We start from the raw sequence: 18,648 nt of genomic DNA on the forward strand, positions 1-18,648 counted from the left end.
GGTAATCGCCCTTGTCACCCCGGATGTTTGTGCTTAGCTTGTCGAAATCGGGGAAGGGTGATGGCAGTTCGATTGCATATCTGGGGCGCGCGCGCTTGCTTCACGCGGCCGGAGATGAAAGTCGAGCGCGTCAGTTATGACGTCATCACGCCATCGGCTGCGCGCGGTATTCTGGAGGCGATTCACTGGAAGCCGGCGATCCGCTGGCATGTCGACCGCATCCATGTGCTGCGGCCCGTCCGGTTTCAGTCTGTCCGGCGCAACGAAGTCGGTGCCAAGGCGAGCGCCGCCAACGCCGCCAGTGCGATGAAGCGCGGGACCACCGATGGTCTGGGCATCGCCGTCGACGACAATCGCCAGCAGCGCGCGGCGCTGGTGCTCGTGGACGTCGCTTATGTGATCGAGGCGCATTTCACGATGACCGACCGCGCCGGGCCGGAGGATAGTCCGGCCAAGCATATCGCGATGTTTAATCGCCGGGCGCGCCAGGGGCAGTGTTTTCATCGCCCCTGCCTTGGCACGCGCGAGTTTCCGGCCGAGTTTGCGCTGGTCGAGGAAGGCGCAGCGCTGCCGCACTCGACGCTCGACAGGCCCGATGTCGATTTCGGCTGGATGTTGCACGATATCGATTTTGCGCGGGGCAATGAATCGCGCTTCTTCCGGGCACAGATGCAGGGTGGCGTGATCGAGGTGCCGACGTTCGACGCCGACGAGGTGATCCGATGACGATCCTGCAGGCGCTGCACGCTTATTATGATCGGCTGGATGATATCGCGGCGCCCGGGTGGAGTCAGGAGAAGTTCGGCTGGTGCATCGTGCTCAGCCCTGAAGGCGCGGCGATCGACGTCGAGAACATCCACGACCTGACCGGCAAGAAGCCCAAGCCAACGCTGCGGATCGTTCCGGCGTCATTCCCTCGACCTGGGACCACACCTCGATCATTCTTCCTCTGGGACAAAACGGCCTTCTCTCTGGGGGTTACGAGGGCAGCAACCGCTTCTGGGTGGCAGATTACCGAGCGACAGCACGCGGCGTTTGTCGCGCTGCACCTCGAGCGCTTGGCGGGGCAGTCCGATCCTGGGTTAGTTGCTTTTCGTCAGTTCATCGAGCGCTGGCGGCCGGATCGATTTGAGTCGTTGCCGCGCTTTAGTTTGGACATGCTCGATGCCAACGTTGTGTTCCGGCTAGACGGCGAACACGCTTTCCTTCATGAGCGTGCCGCTGCACGGGCGTTGGTCGAAGGAGATGTGCCAGGAGAGTCGGGTACTGAACCGCTCGGCATTTGTCTCGTTACCGGTCAGTATGGTCCGATTTCTCGCCTGCATCGGCCGATAAAGGGTGTCGAGGGGGGGCAATCTTCAGGCGCGCCTCTGGTTTCGTGCAACAGTAACGAAAGTCCTGCTTTCTCATCGTTCGGCAAGGGACAGGGATTGCTGTCCCCTACAGGCAATGATGCCGCCTTCAAGTATGCGACAGTACTCAATCGCATGTTGCAGCGCGACAGCGGCAATCGCCTGTCGCGCCCGATCGGCGATGCCACGGTGGTGTTTTGGGCAGATGCCAGCAAGGCCGAGGCGGAGGCTGCCGATGCCTTCATGGCGGTGCTGATGGAGCCGGATGCGCAGACCATCACCGATGAGCAGGAGGTTGCGCGGCTGCGGACGCAGATTGAGCAGATCGCCGCCGGACGCCTGGTGGCTGACCTGCGGGCCGATATTGCGCCGGGCACCCGGTTTCATATTCTCGGGCTGTCGCCCAATGCCGCGCGCATCTCGGTACGGTTCTGGCTCAGCGACACGCTCGATACCTTTGCCCGCCGCTTGGCAGAGCATTACCAGGACATGCGGATTGAGCCGCTTCCTCGCAACTGGGGTGCGGCACCCTCTGTCCGCAGGCTGCTGGCCCAAACCGTCGCTGCGCAAGGCGAGATGAAGAATGTTCCCCCGCTGCTGGCGGGAGATATGATGCGCGCGGTCCTTTCGGGCGCCGCCTATCCGCAGACGCTGCTTGCTGCCACGCTGACGCGGCTTCGTGCTGGCGACTACGCCGCATCTGGCTGGCACGCCGCTGTGATCCGTGGCGTGCTGATGCGCGATCCCATTTTTGTTTCTGCCTCTGGGGAGCCTCCGATGAGCCTGCAACGGGACTATGCGGAGCCGGGCTATCAGCTCGGCCGGCTGTTCGCCGTCTATGAACTGGCGCAGCGCGCAGCGTTGGGTCGTGTGAATGCAAGTATCCGCGACAAGTATTTCGGTGCTGCCTCCGCAACCCCTGCCAGCGTGTTTCCGCTGATCGTACGCGGAGGCCAGAACCATCTCGCCAAGGTGCGTAAGGAGAAGCCCGGCTGGGCCACGCTGATCGAGCGGGAACTGGAGGAGATTCATAGCCATCTCGATCCCGCGCTGCCGCGTTCACTGAGCTTGCAGAAGCAGGGCGCTTTCGCGATCGGCTATTACCACCAACGCGCCACCAAGCTGAGCAGCGACAAGGTCGGGGAACTCGACCCGGCCGCGCTCACCGATTCCGATGAGACCGAGGGGGAAGCATGAGCACGCCGGTTACCCAGCGCCACGAGTTCGTCCTGTATTTCGATGTGACGAACGGCAATCCGAATGGCGATCCCGATGCCGGCAACATGCCCCGGCTCGATCCGGAGACCAACCAGGGGCTGGTGTCGGACGTCGCGCTGAAGCGTAAGGTCCGCAACTTCGTCGCGCTGGTGAAAGATCAGGAACCCGGCTTCGAAATCTACATGACCGAAGGCGCCACGCTGAACAACCAGCACAAAAAGGCGTGGGCGGCGCTGCTGCCCGACGTCACAAAAGACGACGAGTTCAAGAAGTTGCCCAAGGACCAGCAGAAGGCGCAGGAGCTCACCCGCTGGATGTGCGCCAACTTCTGGGACATCCGTACCTTTGGCGCGGTGATGACCACCGGCGTCAATGCGGGACAGGTGCGCGGTCCGGTGCAGTTCGGCTTTGCCAAGTCGGTGGAGCGGATCCTGCCGCTGGAAATCTCGATCACCCGCATGGCCGCGACGACCGAGAAGGATGCCGAGGAAAAGGGCGGCCGCACCATGGGCCGCAAGCACATCGTGCCCTACGGCCTGTACCGCGTTCATGGCTTCGTCTCCGCGCCGCTTGCCAGCCACCCGACCAAGGGCACCGGCTTTTCGGAAGCCGACCTCGACCTGTTGTGGCAGGCGCTGGGCCAGATGTTCGACCATGACCGCTCGGCCGCGCGCGGCGAGATGGCGAGCCGCAAGCTAATTGTTTTCCGCCACCAGAGCGCGCTCGGCAATGCCCAGGCGCACAGCCTGTTCGACCGCGTGAAGACCTGGCGGGTCCATGAAGGCTCGGTCCAGGAAATCGGCAGTCCCGCCACCGACAACTGGCCGCCTGCACGCAAATGGGAAGACTATAAGGTCACCATCGACCGCGAGGGATCGCCGGCGGGCGTCGAGATCATCGAATATTGACGCACAGTGATGCGTGCGCCGCCCCCGGACCCTGCTGCTGAAGACGCGCTGGTGCCGGTGTCGGCGTTGCAGCATTATCTGTTCTGCCCGCGCCAGTGCGCGCTGATCCATGTCGAGCGGATCTGGGCGGAGGACGGCGCCACCGCCGAGGGGCGCATCCTCCACGCGCGGGTGGATGGCGGCCGGCCGGACCGCCGCGCCGACGTCCGCACGGTGCGCGGGCTGGTCCTCCGCTCGTTCGAACATGGCCTGGCGGGCAAGGCCGATGCGGTCGAGTTCGTGCGCGGCGTGCCCTATCCGGTCGAGTATAAGCGCGGCCGCCCCAAGGCGCACCGCGCCGATGAGGTGCAGCTCTGCGCCCAGGCGCTGTGCCTGGAGGAGATGTTCGGCTGCACCGTGCCCGAAGGCGCGCTGTTCTATGCCCAGACGAAAAAGCGTAGCCGGATCGCCTTTGATGCCGATTTGCGCGCACTGACCACCGCGATCGCCGCCGAAACGCGCGCGATGCTTGTGGCCGCCCATACCCCGCCGCCCCAGGCAAAACCCGGTTGCCGCCGCTGCTCGCTGGCGGACACCTGTCAGCCCCGGCGGCTGGAGCGTCCGCCCGCCGTCCAGCGCTGGCTGCTGCGCATGCTTGGGGACGACGATTCCGGGCAGGATGCTTGACCGATGCGGCGTCACCTCAACACCATTTACGTCACCACCGAGGATGCCTGGCTGCGCAAGGACGGCGCGAACATCGTGGTTGAGGTGGAGGGTGCCGAACGCGGGCGTGTGCCGATGCATCTGCTGGAGGGGGTGGTGTGCTTTGGTCGGCCCGGTGCCTCGCCAGCGCTGATGGCCGCCTGTGCGGAGGCGGGGATTACGCTCTCCTTTCTCACCCCCAATGGCAAGTTTCTTGCCCGGGTGGAGGGGCCGCGCACCGGCAATGTGCTGCTGCGCCGGACCCAGCACCGCGTCGCCGACGATCCGGCGCGCGCGGTGCCGATCGTGCGGGGTATCGTCACCGCCAAGGCCGCCAACCAGCGCACCGTTCTGCGGCGCGCGTTGCGCGATCATGGCGACCGGCTCGCTGCTGTCCCGCATGCCGCGCTTACCGCCGCCGAGGCACGGTTGGGCCATGTCGCGCGGCGGGCCGCGCAAGCGGAAGATATCGACACATTGCGGGGGCATGAGGGAGAAGCGGCGCAGATCTATTTCGGCGCGTTCGATGCGATGTTGCAGGGGGAACGGCCGGATTTCTGCTTCGGTGGCCGCTCGCGCCGGCCACCGCTCGACCGCGTGAACGCGCTGCTCAGCTTTCTTTACGCCATGCTCGGCCATGATTGCCGGTCCGCGCTGGAGGGCGTGGGATTCGATCCGCAACTGGGATTTTTTCATGCTGATCGACCCGGCCGTGCCAGCCTGGCGCTCGACCTGATGGAGGAGCTTCGTCCGGTGCTCGCCGACCGTTTGGCGCTGACGCTGATCAACCGCGGGCAGCTGAAGCCGCGCGATTTCGTGGTGGACGAAGGGGGTGCGGTGGCGCTGACCGACGACGGTCGCAAGACGGTGCTGGTCGCGTGGCAGGAACGCAAGAAGCGCGAATTGCGGCACCCGTTTCTCGGCGAAACAATGCCGATCGGCCTCGTCCCACATGTTCAGGCCCAGTTGCTGGCGCGGCATCTGCGCGGCGACCTTGATGGCTATCCGCCCTTTTTTTGGAAGTGATGCCATGTTGATGCTGGTGACATATGATGTGAACACGGAAGATGCCGCAGGTCGGAAACGGTTGCGACGCGTGGCAAAGGCGTGCCTCGACCTTGGGCAGCGGGTGCAGAACTCCGTGTTCGAATGCGATGTGGATCCGGCGCAATGGGCGGCGCTGCGCGCGGCCCTGATTAAGGAAATCGACGCCGCAAAGGACTCCTTGCGCTTTTACCGTCTGGGCGCCGATGGCAGGCGGCGTGTCGAACATATCGGGGCCAAGCCGGTGCTGGACCTGGCCGGCCCCCTGCTGCTTTAAGGGACGGCGAGGCGGAGTGCGCGAACCCAAAGCTGTCCGATCATGTCCGTGCGGTTCGCGCAACAGGCAATCCCCGACAGATCAAAGGGATCGAAAGGGCATCGCCCCAGACCGCGCCCGCCCGCGCGCATGACCCCCGCAGTTCGCGCGGCAGCGATGATTTACTGCTCATTCTCATTGTATTAGCTCTACAGCTGTCGCCCTCCGCGCGGGGGCGTGGATCGAAACTCTTGGTCGTTCGGCTCGACGACGCCCAGCGCCAGTCGCCCTCCGCGCGGGGGCGTGGATCGAAACGTCTACACGCAGGCCGGGCAGCTTGCCGCGATCACGTCGCCCTCCGCGCGGGGGCGTGGATCGAAACACGCCAAGATCATCAGCCGCGCCGCCGGCCAGTCGTCGCCCTCCGCGCGGGGGCGTGGATCGAAACACGCTGTCGCCGCCGTTCGCACCGAACAGGCCCGGTCGCCCTCCGCGCGGGGGCGTGGATCGAAACAGCACCGACGCGACGGTGCGGTTCTGCGCTCCGGGTCGCCCTCCGCGCGGGGGCGTGGATCGAAACGGGTCGAGCGGCTGCCCGCGCAACATCTGGGTGAGGTCGCCCTCCGCGCGGGGGCGTGGATCGAAACACATTCGTTGCGGTTGCGGTGATGGACGCCTGCGCGTCGCCCTCCGCGCGGGGGCGTGGATCGAAACTGGTAGAATGGCCGCATGGCCATCTACCACCTGTCCGTCGCCCTCCGCGCGGGGGCGTGGATCGAAACGGGGCCGGGGCCGACAACGACTTGCAGGTCGCGCAGGTCGCCCTCCGCGCGGGGGCGTGGATCGAAACTCATGCGCGGCATCACGCGCTTTGTGCCGTTCGGTCGCCCTCCGCGCGGGGGCGTGGATCGAAACCGTTTCTCCGGCGTCTCGCCCGGCGATCAGGTGGTCGCCCTCCGCGCGGGGGCGTGGATCGAAACACCGACATGACCCGTCTGGCCGTGCCGGTGAGCAGTCGCCCTCCGCGCGGGGGCGTGGATCGAAACGTCAGCCCGGACCCCAGCGCGCCACCTGCCAGCCCGTCGCCCTCCGCGCGGGGGCGTGGATCGAAACCGCGATCTCTCCGAAATGGTCACACACCTCATCCGGTCGCCCTCCGCGCGGGGGCGTGGATCGAAACCGTTGGGCTGAGCGAGCGCGGACGCGGCACGGTCGTCGCCCTCCGCGCGGGGGCGTGGATCGAAACCCGGATCGCGATCCGCTCGGCCAAGGTAAAGCGGCGTCGCCCTCCGCGCGGGGGCGTGGATCGAAACCGGGTGCTCGCCGGGTCCAAGACGCGCGGCGTGACGTCGCCCTCCGCGCGGGGGCGTGGATCGAAACATCGCGGCGAGCAGCGAGATGCAGGCGGACAGCGGTCGCCCTCCGCGCGGGGGCGTGGATCGAAACGCGGCCAGTTGGTCGCCGTCGAGGTGGCGCATGGTCGCCCTCCGCGCGGGGGCGTGGATCGAAACTCGCGCGCGCGCGAGAAGAACGCGCGCGCGCGTATGTCGCCCTCCGCGCGGGGGCGTGGATCGAAACACCTGCGCCGGATGGGGCATCGCCCCAAGGTGGCGGTCGCCCTCCGCGCGGGGGCGTGGATCGAAACCTCAAACGCATTGTCGCGGGCCTGCGCTGCCGAAGTCGCCCTCCGCGCGGGGGCGTGGATCGAAACATGCGATACCGCATCTGCCGGCCATGCCTCTCGCGGGTCGCCCTCCGCGCGGGGGCGTGGATCGAAACGCGGTCAGGGCGCGCGCGGGTTTAGCGTGACCGACCGTCGCCCTCCGCGCGGGGGCGTGGATCGAAACACCGCCTCGGCCCAGGTGCTGCGCCAGGTCGCCATGTCGCCCTCCGCGCGGGGGCGTGGATCGAAACACCGAGTCGCGTATGCTTTTCTGAACCTCGCGAGCGTCGCCCTCCGCGCGGGGGCGTGGATCGAAACACCGCCTCGGCCCAGCTGGATCGCCAGGTCGCCATCGTCGCCCTCCGCGCGGGGGCGTGGATCGAAACCATCCCGGCAGCCAGCGGTGTCTCCGTCAGAGAGGAGGTCGCCCTCCGCGCGGGGGCGTGGATCGAAACTTGCTGCGCGCCGCGATCTCCGTCGGGCCAAGCGAGTCGCCCTCCGCGCGGGGGCGTGGATCGAAACCAGCTATTCCGAGGACTATGCCAAGCGCGACAACCGTCGCCCTCCGCGCGGGGGCGTGGATCGAAACTGCAGCGTGTAGATCGAACCCCCGGCTTCGAGATGTCGCCCTCCGCGCGGGGGCGTGGATCGAAACTGTCATAGGTCCAGCGCCGCCCGAGCTTCGCCGCGTCGCCCTCCGCGCGGGGGCGTGGATCGAAACCTGAAGCGCGGCCGTTTCCAGCGTCAGATCGACCGGTCGCCCTCCGCGCGGGGGCGTGGATCGAAACATGTGCGTCGTCTCGACATCCTCGGTCTGCTCGTGTCGCCCTCCGCGCGGGGGCGTGGATCGAAACGCGGCATATTCCGCCGTGCTGCGCGCCGCCGCCAGCGTCGCCCTCCGCGCGGGGGCGTGGATCGAAACACCAGCGCGTCTACGAGGCCGCGTCGGCAGAAGGGTCGCCCTCCGCGCGGGGGCGTGGATCGAAACGTGATGCGGATCACGCGCGGCCCGGCGATCAGGTGTCGCCCTCCGCGCGGGGGCGTGGATCGAAACATGTCAGCAAGCGCGGTCGCGTTGTCGCAGTAAAAGTCGCCCTCCGCGCGGGGGCGTGGATCGAAACTCGTCCACAAATTCGCCAAACTCTACCCAAATGACGTCGCCCTCCGCGCGGGGGCGTGGATCGAAACCCGCAGTTTTCTGCGGTTTTGGGCGTATCGTTGGCGTCGCCCTCCGCGCGGGGGCGTGGATCGAAACACGGCTGAGATCGAATGCGCCCCGGATGCGCAGCGGTCGCCCTCCGCGCGGGGGCGTGGATCGAAACTCGCACCCGATGGGCGGCGAGGTCACGATCTGCTGTCGCCCTCCGCGCGGGGGCGTGGATCGAAACCTGATCCGCAACGACTTCTCGCGCGGGCGCTACAGTCGCCCTCCGCGCGGGGGCGTGGATCGAAACCTACAATCACCCTGCTCGTTAACGGCATGGCCGCGTCGCCCTCCGCGCGGGGGCGTGGATCGAAACGACACCGGTCGCCCCCGGACCGCTGAAGGCGCGCAGGTCGCCCTCCGCGCGGGGGCGTGGATCGAAACTTCAAGGTGACCGACTTGACGATAATCCCCGGCTGTCGCCCTCCGCGCGGGGGCGTGGATCGAAACACGCCTGTGGCGCAGATCAGCGCGGATCAGGCCGCGTCGCCCTCCGCGCGGGGGCGTGGATCGAAACATGCCAAGATCATCAGCCGCGCCGCCGGCCAGTCGGTCGCCCTCCGCGCGGGGGCGTGGATCGAAACCGACAATCGCGGTTTTTCCTACCGACGTTCTGTCGGTCGCCCTCCGCGCGGGGGCGTGGATCGAAACGACGCGCGGATCAATGATCGCTGGGACGGGTGCCGTCGCCCTCCGCGCGGGGGCGTGGATCGAAACCGCAGGTGGATAAGGAACTGATGGTGGCCACGGCCGTCGCCCTCCGCGCGGGGGCGTGGATCGAAACGAGGGCGTGATCGTCGGCGAGTATGAGCGCTATGGTCGCCCTCCGCGCGGGGGCGTGGATCGAAACTTCGCCGCACGCACCGGCTGCACAAGCGCGCCGACGTCGCCCTCCGCGCGGGGGCGTGGATCGAAACAGGACGTTGTTTGCCGCCACCGCCGCGCTGAGAGTCGCCCTCCGCGCGGGGGCGTGGATCGAAACACGCGGCGGACGGCATCTACAGCCTGACCTATCGGGTCGCCCTCCGCGCGGGGGCGTGGATCGAAACACGCGCGCTGCCGAGATCATCGAGCAGGACATTGGTCGCCCTCCGCGCGGGGGCGTGGATCGAAACACATTCGTTGCGGTTGCGGTGATGCTCGCCTGCGGTCGCCCTCCGCGCGGGGGCGTGGATCGAAACAGTTCGGCCTGCACGTTGCCGCCGCCGGTCGTGCCGGTCGCCCTCCGCGCGGGGGCGTGGATCGAAACCGCGAGAGCGTCGACCCGCAGCTTGAGGTCCGCGCGTCGCCCTCCGCGCGGGGGCGTGGATCGAAACGCGCTGTCTACGGGTATAGCGCACAGCCTCGAGCGTCGCCCTCCGCGCGGGGGCGTGGATCGAAACAGCGGCGGTCTTGGTGCACTCGTAGGTTTGCCATCGTCGCCCTCCGCGCGGGGGCGTGGATCGAAACCGCTCCAACCGCGCTCAGCCGGCGAGCTGGAGCGGTCGCCCTCCGCGCGGGGGCGTGGATCGAAACAGACATGTCGGGTCTCCTCGGTGTTGGATTGGGCGGTCGCCCTCCGCGCGGGGGCGTGGATCGAAACATCAAGCGCGATGGCGACACGCTGGTTTGCGACTGTCGCCCTCCGCGCGGGGGCGTGGATCGAAACTCGCGCTGATCCGGGTCGTCGCGCAGCCCCTTGGGTCGCCCTCCGCGCGGGGGCGTGGATCGAAACTGGATCGTCGTCGTGTAAACGCCTCCGCGCGGTGGTCGCCCTCCGCGCGGGGGCGTGGATCGAAACCCGTGTCCGTCGCGGATCACGAACTGACTGGGGTGTCGCCCTCCGCGCGGGGGCGTGGATCGAAACAAGTCCGGCACCGGCACGACCAGCGAAGCCCAGGTCGCCCTCCGCGCGGGGGCGTGGATCGAAACCTGCTCAAATATTACGGGACTGATCAGGATCCCCAGTCGCCCTCCGCGCGGGGGCGTGGATCGAAACGATCTGCGCGGGAGACAGGACGCCGGGCACGCGCGTCGCCCTCCGCGCGGGGGCGTGGATCGAAACCTTGTCAGTGGTGCCTAAACGAACCGCCGCGTTGCCCGTCGCCCTCCGCGCGGGGGCGTGGATCGAAACGTCGTAGTGATCTGCCCCCTTCTGGGTGGTCCATCGACTATCTTAGTCTGGACCAGGAAGGAGTGTTTGGATGGCCGGCAGGAGGCACAAGCCTGAGGAGATTATTGGGAAGCTGCGGGAGGCGGAGATCGTGCTGGCGCAAGGCGGCACTGTGCCCGATGCCTGTCGGCGGATCTGGGTCACGGAGCAGACCTACTATCGGTGGCGCAAGGAGTATGGCGGCCTGAAGGTCGACCAGGCGCAGCGGCTCAAGGAACTGGAGCGGGAAAATGCCCGGCTTCGCCGGGCGGTATCGGATCTGACGCTGGACAAGCTGATCCTGCAGGAGGCTGCCCGGGGAAACTATTGAGCCCCGCGCGCCGGCGCCGTTGCATCAATCACATCCGGGCGATCCTGCCCGAGTCCGAGCGGCGGGTGTGCCGGGTGCTCGGGCAGCATCGGTCAACACAGCGCAAAGAGCCACGCGGGGCGGATGACGAGGCGGCGTTGACGGCGGACATCATCGCGCTTGCACGGCAGTATGGACGCTATGGCTATCGGCGCGTGACGGCGCTGCTGCGCGATGCGGGTTGGCAGGTGAACCGCAAGCGCGTGGAGCGCATCTGGCGCAAGGAGGGGCTGGAAGGTGCCCCAGAAGCAGCCGAAGCGCGGCCGGCTCTGGCTGAACGATGGCTCGTGCATCCGGCTGCGGCCTGCGTATCCGGGCCATGTCTGGTCGTACGACTTCGTGGAAGGGCGGACGCATGATGGCCGCAAGTTCCGCATCCTGTCGATCATCGACGAAGCGAGCCGGGAGTGTCTGGCACTGCCTGTGGCCCGCCGCTTGCGGAGCCAGGACGTGCTGGCGGCACTGGCCGACCTGTTCGTGAACCGCGGCCCGCCAGCACATATCCGTTCAGACAATGGCCCCGAGTTCATTGCGAAGGCGGTGCAACAATGGCTGGGCAGGATCGGTGTGAAGACGCTCTACATCACCCCCGGCAGCCCATGGGAGAACGGATATTGTGAATCGTTCAACGGCTCATTGCGCGACGAGCTGCTGGACGGCGAGATCTTCTATACGCTGGCCGAGGCCAAGGTGCTGATCGAGGCCTGGCACCGGCACTACAACACCATCCGCCCGCACAGCAGCCTGGGCTATCGCCCGCCGGCCCCGGAAGCAGCCACTCCGCCAGTGCCGCCCTCCGTCCCGCTTCGCTCCACCTGCGGCCGACACTGGCGGAAAGCGCTCCCATGCACTAACAATCAAGACGGACCACTCAGTGGGGGCCAGTCACAGATGGTCCCTCTATCTAGGGTGGGTTGCCAGTGGGCGCAGACCAAGAAAACAAAGGGTTAAGTAAATAGAATGACGCATATCCCGCAGCCCGAGCCCGGCGATCTCTTGGTCTGCCTGCTGCTCGAGGATCGGCAGACCATCGTCTTTGGGCTCAAGGCGGACAGGCTTGATGAGCAGCTCCAAGCGATCGAGGGCGCGCGTGGTTTTGAGCCCGCCAGCCGCAGCGACCGGGCGCTGCAGATTGGCGGCCGCATGTATGCCTATCAGGAACTCTGCGGCCCGGATGCCGCGGATGCGTTGCAGACAACGCTAGGGCTCGAGATCGTGTGGCTCGCGGTTAACTCCTACGCAGCCAATGGCGAGGTGCGTGGCGCTATTGATAGGGCGATCGAGCGAGCGGGGTCCGCGGTCCTGACGGTTGTGATCGGTACGGCCGCGGGCGAGCCGGACGGTACTCACTGGGCCGTCACGGTCGGGAACAAGCCTTATTCGTCAATGAACGAATGGGGACAAAACGCGGCCACTGAGGCGATCGCCATTTTTGTCTAGGCGGCAGCAGGCAACAGATCTGCCCGCCCAGTCGCCCATCCAGAGCCGCACCGCGCAATCCAAATCAACCAGCCTCCGCCAAACCCGGAGGCGGTTCACCTGATAACGCAGCAGGAACAGCACTTTAGGGTCTCGCGAAGCGGAACCGGACTTGGTAATCAAGCCTCAGTTCGGGCTGTGACGCCCATGCGCCAAGGGGGATGAGAATGCCTCGGCCGCTCTTTCACAAGACGACCGATGATCTGAAGTTAATTGTCGAACGGAACTCGGCTAACTCTGCTGAGCTACGGCTCGTCATGTCAGAGCTCCGTCACCGGAACACGCCTTCCGCGAAAGCCCTCGCGAAGAAGGTCGAAAAACTCCTGCAAGCTGGAGCCGTTAAACCCGCTGCGGTCAAGGCCAAGCCGAAAGCCGCAGGCGCACGGGCTAGGGGGTCGCGTGCGCCGAGCGCCATTAACTTGCCCGACAAGTCTGGGCTTCCGACCGCCCTAAAAATGTCCGCCGCGACGCCAGAGCCGCGGCCAACTTCAACGGAGCCGAAGCCCATGGCCGAAGAGCAGCGCCGCACCGAAGCGGAAGTCGCTGCGCTGCGCACCCGGCTCATCGATCTCGGCAAGCGCAACCCGCTGATCGCCTTCAAGCATGGTGGCCGCTCCACCAACCATATCCGCATTGTCGACGAGCGCCCTGACCTGCTGCTGGAGGCGCTGGGCGAGAGCCCGCTCGGTTTCGAGCCGCTGCCTGACGAGGAAGTAACGCCGAAGGACGAACTTACGCCTGAGTTCCGTATCGCCTATGAGCGCGCGAGGCTCACTGACCCCGTGTTTCTCAAAGCGACTGAACAGCTGGGCGAGGATGAATCGGATATGCGTGCCTGGCAGACGGCCGAGCGCGCGTTGCGCCATACGGTCCGGCAGCAGCTGGGCCTCCCCAAGCTCGATTATGGCAAGTCGCTCGATGTGAAGGCGCTCGCGGCCGCGCATGGTTTCGATCCCTCCTTCGACTTGCGCAGTTCGGACGGCGACGATGTCGAAGATCATCACGAAGACGATCGAATCCGTGTCCTCCTGACCGCCAAGGAGCTCGAAAAGCGGCTGAAAGGAATTTACGAAAAGTATCGGACGCACGAACGGGAGACTGGGTTACACACACTCTTCCTCTGCTTGGGTTTCGTCCAATGGTACGAGGACGACGAGTCTGACATACAGCATCACGCACCCGTCCTGATCCTGCCGGTTCGGCTCGAACAGAAGGTCGTACGCAGCCGCTACGAATATGCGCTGGTCGCAGGCGATGAAGGTCTGGAGGTGAATGTCGCGCTCCAGGAGAAGATGCGGCAGCATTGGGGGCTGGAGACGCCGGCGCTTCGCGAGGACGAAACGCCCGAGTCCTACTTCATCCGGCTGAAGGCTGTCCTCGATCAAGGGCGGCGGCTGACCCTCAGGCGGTTCGCGACAATCGCAGTCCTGCCGTTTCCGCGCATGGTGCTGTGGAAGGACCTTGATCCGGCCATCTGGAGCGATGGCGCCTTCGCCAACCATGCGCTGCTGCCCGGCCTTCTCAGCGCGCGCTCCTTCGCCGAGGACCCAACGCCACTCGAGGCGCCAGATATCGACGCCGAGCCGCTCGCAAGCACGGCGCCACCGCTCATCCAGCCAGCGGACGCCTCGCAACATGCCGCGCTTATTGATGTCGCAGCGGGCAAGTCGCTTGCCATCGAAGGGCCGCCGGGAACCGGCAAGTCGCAGACGATCACCAACATGATCGCGACGGCTCTGCGGGACGGCAAGCGAGTGCTCTTCGTCGCCGAGAAGCAGGCCGCGCTTTCCGTGGTCGCCAGCCGCCTGCGCAAGGCCGGGTTTGGCCCGCTGCTCCTTGAGCTGCACGGCGACACGGCCAAGCGCGACACCGTCTACGCGGGTCTGCGCGAGCGTTTCGACGCAAAGCCGTCCGTCGATCGAACACGCCTCGAAGAAGCGCGCGCCGAGCTCGCTCGCAAGCGCGACCTGATCCGGCGGTACTTGGCGCTGATCGCAGAGCCGCTCGGTCGGCTGGGACGTAGTGCCTATCAGCTCGCTTGGCGTGAAATCCTGCTGCGCAAGTCGCTGCCCGCGAGCGTCGAGGCCATCGCCAATCGCTGGACGCCAGACAAGGTGTCCGAACTCGAAGCGACGATATTGAAAGAGCGGCGCAGTGCGCTCGAGGATTTCGGGCGCGCACTGATTGCGCTGCGCAGCGACGGCAGCGGGACGCGCTGGGAAGGCGCTGAACGGCTCGATCCTTTCGACCAGCGCAGCGAGCTTGCTGCCGCACGCGCGGTTGAGGCCGCCGCAGCCGAGCTTGTCGCGATTGATCGTCGGCTGGCCGAACTCGGAATGTTGCTGCCGCCGCCAGGGGGCGACCTGGCCGGTGCCGTGGGTCAGCTCGTCGCGCTCAGCATGCCAGATACGGTTGACGACGCCGCTCTGAGATCTGCGCTATGCTACCCGGCAGCCGCCCGGGCGCTGCTCGATGCCGCTGTCAGATGGCAGACGCTACGGCAGCAGCTTGATCAGGATCTTCTTGCTCCGGCCGGGGTCCAACCAGCGCAGGTAGACGAGCTTGCCGAGGCCCTATGGGCGGCCGAAACCCCCGATTCGGTCGCGCAAGCCGGGGAGCAGCTCGCTGCTTTGCGCGAGACGGAAGCCGCACTGCTTTCGACAGGCGACGATCTGGCGATGCTCGCGCGATTGGTCTCCATCCCCGAAACGCTCAGCACTAAGAGCGCCCGGGTTGCCGCTGAGGTGATTGGTGCTCTTGGTCGCTTGTCGCCGATCCCGGCCGCGCTCGCCGCGCCGGCGATGCTTGACCCGATGGTACGTGCCGCGCTGGAACGCGAGGCGGCTTTGGCCGAAAGCATCTGTGCTGAGCGCGAGACGCTTGAGGCTGTGCTCAGTCCCGAAGCGCTAGCAGTCGATCCCGGCGAACTGGGCGCAACGGCGGACACTGTCGAGCAGGCCGGCTTCTTCGCACGGCTGTTCAATGGCGATGTCAAGGCAGCCGATCGCCGTCTAAAGCGCTGGGTACGGGCAGAGCAGGAGCGCGCAACCGCAGTCGAGACGCTGCGCCACGCCGCACGCCACATTCGGCGTGAAGCTTCCTTCCGTCAGGAAAGCACGGTCAAGTCTCTCTTTCCCGCATTACTCTGGACTGGCGCCGGGTCTGCTTTCGGCGCAGCGCTCGAAGTCGCAACCACATTGCAGGAGGCGCAAGCGCGTCTGCGGGAATGCCGCGCCGGCGACGTGCTCGACGCCTGGCTGAAGCTCGACGCGGCGGATCGTACGCGAGCCGCCGATCTTGCCCGTGCTGCTGCCGACCTGCTGTCGAACGCTGAGGCGCTCGGGACGGGCAGCGTGCCGTGGCCGGCGCTCACCCACGCTATCGAGGCGAAGCGGGTCGCGGCCGAGCGCCTGGACGCAGCGCTCGGCGAAGTCGGCGCCAAAGCAGATGGCATGATCCGCCGGGACGGAGCTGATCTCGCGGTTCGCCTGCGCGATCTTGCTGACGCAGAGACTGTTTTTTCCGATATCACCCGCGGTGACGGGTTCGAATGGGTAAGGTCCATCGATAGGGATCTGAGCCTGCTTGCCCAGGCGCTAGAGTGCTCTGCGAAGCTGTCGGCCGAGAACGGGCCGCTGCCGATAGCCGCTGTAGCGCGCGGTGCCGATGGCCCAGCCACTCTGATACGGGAACTGATCGCGCTGTCGCCGCGTGCCTTGTCAGCGTCGTCGGCATGGTCGGACGCCTGCGCAGCGCTCCGGTCGCGGACGGGCCTCGACGCGAGTTGGTTAGAGTCGAACTGGGCTGAGCTCTCTGACACGCTCGCCACACTTGCGGCTGATCAGGATGGAGTGCGCGCGGTTGCAGATCTCCTCAAATACCGGGCGAGTGTGCGCGAGGCCGGGCTCGACCCGCTTGCTCAAGCCGCACTCGCGGGCGAGGTCGCGCCTGAGCTGCTGCCTGATCTTTACGAGTGGCTGGTCGTGCAGGCGCTTGTCCGCGACTATGTTGGTGGCTCGGGTGAAGAGCTGGGGCGCCTCGGGGGCCTTTCCCTCGAAAGCGCGCGACGCGCATTTGCCGTCATCGATGAGGAACTGCAGCAGCTCGAAGCGAAGGCGATCGTAGCGGCGCGGCTTCGGGACATAGCGCCTTGGGGGAACGACAAAGGCAGGGCAGGGGACTTCACTGAAGGAGCGCTGATCGAGCGCGAGCTCGGACTCAAGCGCTCGCGCACTTCTCTTCGAGACCTCACTTACCGGGCCGCCAAGGCGTTGCAGGCGCTGAAGCCGGTCTGGATGATGTCGCCCACGTCCGCAGCGCAGTACATCCGGCCAGACAGCATCACCTTCGATTTGCTGGTGATCGACGAGGCGTCGCAGATGCGGCCCGAGTTCGCTGTTAGCGCGATCCTGCGTGCCAGCCAGATCGTGGTCGTCGGTGATGCTAACCAGCTTCCGCCGAGCGACTTTTTTGCTGCGGGTCTGAGCGACGGAGACGGAGCAGACGACGATAGCTCTGTGACCGAGGACACAGAGTCCATCCTAGACCTCGCTAACCAGCGACTTCGGCGCAAGCGGCGGCTGCGCTGGCATTATCGTTCGCAGCACGAGCGACTGATCCAGTATTCCAACCGCGAATTCTATGACCGCGACCTGATCGTCTTTCCGAGCCCGACGACGGACGACGAACTGCTCGGGGTCAAATGCCATTATGTTGGCGGCACATACGACGCATCGATCAATCAGCAGGAAGCGCAAGCCGTCATCGAAGAAGCCTATCGCCTGATGCGCGCCTACCCCAACCGCTCGCTCGGCATCGCCACAATGAACATTAAGCAGGCCGAACTCATCCGTGCCGAATTCGATCGGTTGTTGCTCGAGCAACGGGACGTTCGTGATTACATCGAGTATCATAGCGGTGGGATCGACGAGTTCTTTATCAAGAACCTGGAAAACGTACAGGGCGATGAACGAGATATTATACTGATCTCGACCGTTTACGGGCCAAACAAGGACGGCGTAGTGATGCAGCGCTTCGGACCGATGAACCAGAAAGTGGGCTGGCGGCGGCTGAACGTGCTGGTCACCCGCGCCAAGCTGTCTACGCGTATCTTCACCTCGCTCCGGCCCGGTGACATCAAGATCACCGAAACATCCAGCCGCGGGGTCGTCGCGCTCAAATCCTACCTCACCTATGCGATGGGCGGGGCGACCGTCGACAGCGATGACGACGGCATTCCGGACAGCGACTTCGAAGTTTTCGTCGCCGACAGGCTCCGCGCCCACGGCTATCAGGTGGTGAGCCAGGTGGGTGTCGAGGGTTTCCGCATCGATCTTGGCGTCCGTCATCCCGATTACCCTCTCGGCTTTATCGCCGGCGTCGAGTGTGACGGCGCGCGTTGGCACAGCGGCCTCAGCGTTCGCGATCGTGACCGAATTCGCCAGACGGTGCTCGAGAATATGGGCTGGCGCATTCATCGCATCTGGTCGACCGACTGGTTTGCGAACCCTGACCGTGAGCTCGCGAAACTGCTTCAGAAGCTGGAGGAATGGCGCGCCACGGCTGCTGCAGACTATGCGGCGCGTCCGCGTACCGAGCCGTCACCGGACGACCTGGACCTCGAGGAAGAGCTGGTCGAACTCGCACCGGCCCCTGCGCCGACGGCGGCTGGGGCCGTGCCTCTTCTTGCACCCGCGACTCAGCCGCAGGCCGAGATCGAGCCGGAAGACGAGCCGTTGGGCAAGCAGATGCGGGCGCTCGACGGCATCGACTGGTTCGAACTCACCCCTGGCAAGCGGTACGCAGTGATGCTCGATGGCGAGCGCGCCGGCACCGTCGACGTCATCTCCCGCGCTATGACCGCCCCGCGCGTGTACGGCAGCGCCATCGCCGTCGCCCGCTCCGAATTCGAAGGCTGGGTGCGGAAAACCGGTGAACGCTTCCGGATGCATGATATCTACGCAACTGTGCGTGAGGTAGCGCGGCGGGCTGGTCGCCGCGATTGAACCCCTTATGAGCGACAGGTCGACATTTGCCGCCATCAAGCTCTTGAAGCTTGTATGCGGAAAAATCTCGAAGGAGACCGAGTATTTCAAGGCGCGCGTGATAGAACTGATGGGAATTCCACAACGGTTATGAGGAGTATACAGACGAAGAGCACAAAGTTGATTGCCACTCGCTCCGACTTATTTGTAGAGCCTGCCTTCTGAAGATAAGTCATAGGACAAGAAGGCTTGTGGGCTATGGAATGGGAGTTGACCGGGTCGCTATTGCAGCCTGAGCGTGGTCTCTGGGTAGGGGCAGCGAGCGATAATCAGCGCTTTCTTAACTTCAGAAGAC

The 18,648-nt window shown here is 65.7% G+C and carries 8 protein-coding genes, 1 pseudogene and 1 CRISPR repeat array; all 9 genes and pseudogenes read left to right on the top strand.

The window, feature by feature from the left end:
- Positions 1-60: 60 nt before the first annotated feature.
- The 9 genes and pseudogenes from cas5c (at position 61) to OPU66_RS07735 (ending at position 18,314) form a co-directional block, all read left to right on the top strand.
- Complete coding sequence (gene cas5c, locus OPU66_RS07695) at positions 61-726, top strand: type I-C CRISPR-associated protein Cas5c (protein ID WP_498553045.1); 666 nt, start codon at positions 61-63, stop codon at positions 724-726.
- Positions 723-2,549 (top strand): type I-C CRISPR-associated protein Cas8c/Csd1, encoded by a 1,827-nt coding sequence (gene cas8c / locus OPU66_RS07700; protein ID WP_498553025.1) that lies wholly within the window; start codon positions 723-725, stop codon positions 2,547-2,549. Before cas5c ends, cas8c begins: the two co-directional genes overlap by 4 nt.
- Positions 2,546-3,478, top strand: coding sequence for a type I-C CRISPR-associated protein Cas7/Csd2 (cas7c, locus tag OPU66_RS07705; RefSeq protein WP_498553026.1), 933 nt, complete (start codon positions 2,546-2,548; stop codon positions 3,476-3,478). Before cas8c ends, cas7c begins: the two co-directional genes overlap by 4 nt.
- 9 nt (positions 3,479-3,487) lie before the next feature.
- A complete protein-coding gene (gene cas4, locus OPU66_RS07710) occupies positions 3,488-4,144 on the top strand; it encodes a CRISPR-associated protein Cas4 (protein ID WP_498553027.1) in 657 nt (218 codons plus the stop codon).
- 3 nt (positions 4,145-4,147) lie between these two features.
- Positions 4,148-5,188 (top strand): type I-C CRISPR-associated endonuclease Cas1c, encoded by a 1,041-nt coding sequence (gene cas1c / locus OPU66_RS07715; RefSeq protein WP_498553028.1) that lies wholly within the window; start codon positions 4,148-4,150, stop codon positions 5,186-5,188.
- A 4-nt stretch (positions 5,189-5,192) separates the two neighbouring features.
- Positions 5,193-5,483, top strand: a complete 291-nt coding sequence (gene cas2 / locus OPU66_RS07720) for a CRISPR-associated endonuclease Cas2 (RefSeq protein ID WP_498553029.1) — start codon at positions 5,193-5,195, stop codon at positions 5,481-5,483.
- Positions 5,484-5,679: 196 nt separating this feature from the next.
- Positions 5,680-10,442: direct repeats of the CRISPR family, unit length 32 nt; unit sequence GTCGCCCTCCGCGCGGGGGCGTGGATCGAAAC.
- Positions 10,443-10,512: 70 nt separating this feature from the next.
- A pseudogene (locus OPU66_RS07725) lies at positions 10,513-11,684 on the top strand (IS3 family transposase).
- Positions 11,685-11,790: 106 nt separating this feature from the next.
- Positions 11,791-12,270, top strand: coding sequence for a hypothetical protein (locus OPU66_RS07730; protein WP_498553030.1), 480 nt, complete (start codon positions 11,791-11,793; stop codon positions 12,268-12,270).
- Between the two features lie 545 nt (positions 12,271-12,815).
- Positions 12,816-18,314 carry a PDDEXK-like endonuclease domain-containing protein gene (locus tag OPU66_RS07735; protein ID WP_498553031.1) on the top strand — a complete coding sequence of 1,833 codons (5,499 nt, stop codon included), beginning with the start codon at positions 12,816-12,818 and terminating at the stop codon, positions 18,312-18,314.
- Positions 18,315-18,648: the final 334 nt, after the last annotated feature.

The sequence above is a fragment of the Sphingomonas sp. URJC2 genome (assembly GCF_059803575.1).

Coding starts and splice junctions, on each gene's coding strand:
- cas5c (WP_498553045.1), top strand. CDS start 61: ATGGCAGTTCGATTGCATATCTGGGGCGCGCGCGCTTGCTTCACGCGG.
- cas8c (WP_498553025.1), top strand. CDS start 723: ATGACGATCCTGCAGGCGCTGCACGCTTATTATGATCGGCTGGATGAT.
- cas7c (WP_498553026.1), top strand. CDS start 2,546: ATGAGCACGCCGGTTACCCAGCGCCACGAGTTCGTCCTGTATTTCGAT.
- cas4 (WP_498553027.1), top strand. CDS start 3,488: ATGCGTGCGCCGCCCCCGGACCCTGCTGCTGAAGACGCGCTGGTGCCG.
- cas1c (WP_498553028.1), top strand. CDS start 4,148: ATGCGGCGTCACCTCAACACCATTTACGTCACCACCGAGGATGCCTGG.
- cas2 (WP_498553029.1), top strand. CDS start 5,193: ATGTTGATGCTGGTGACATATGATGTGAACACGGAAGATGCCGCAGGT.
- OPU66_RS07730 (WP_498553030.1), top strand. CDS start 11,791: ATGACGCATATCCCGCAGCCCGAGCCCGGCGATCTCTTGGTCTGCCTG.
- OPU66_RS07735 (WP_498553031.1), top strand. CDS start 12,816: ATGGCCGAAGAGCAGCGCCGCACCGAAGCGGAAGTCGCTGCGCTGCGC.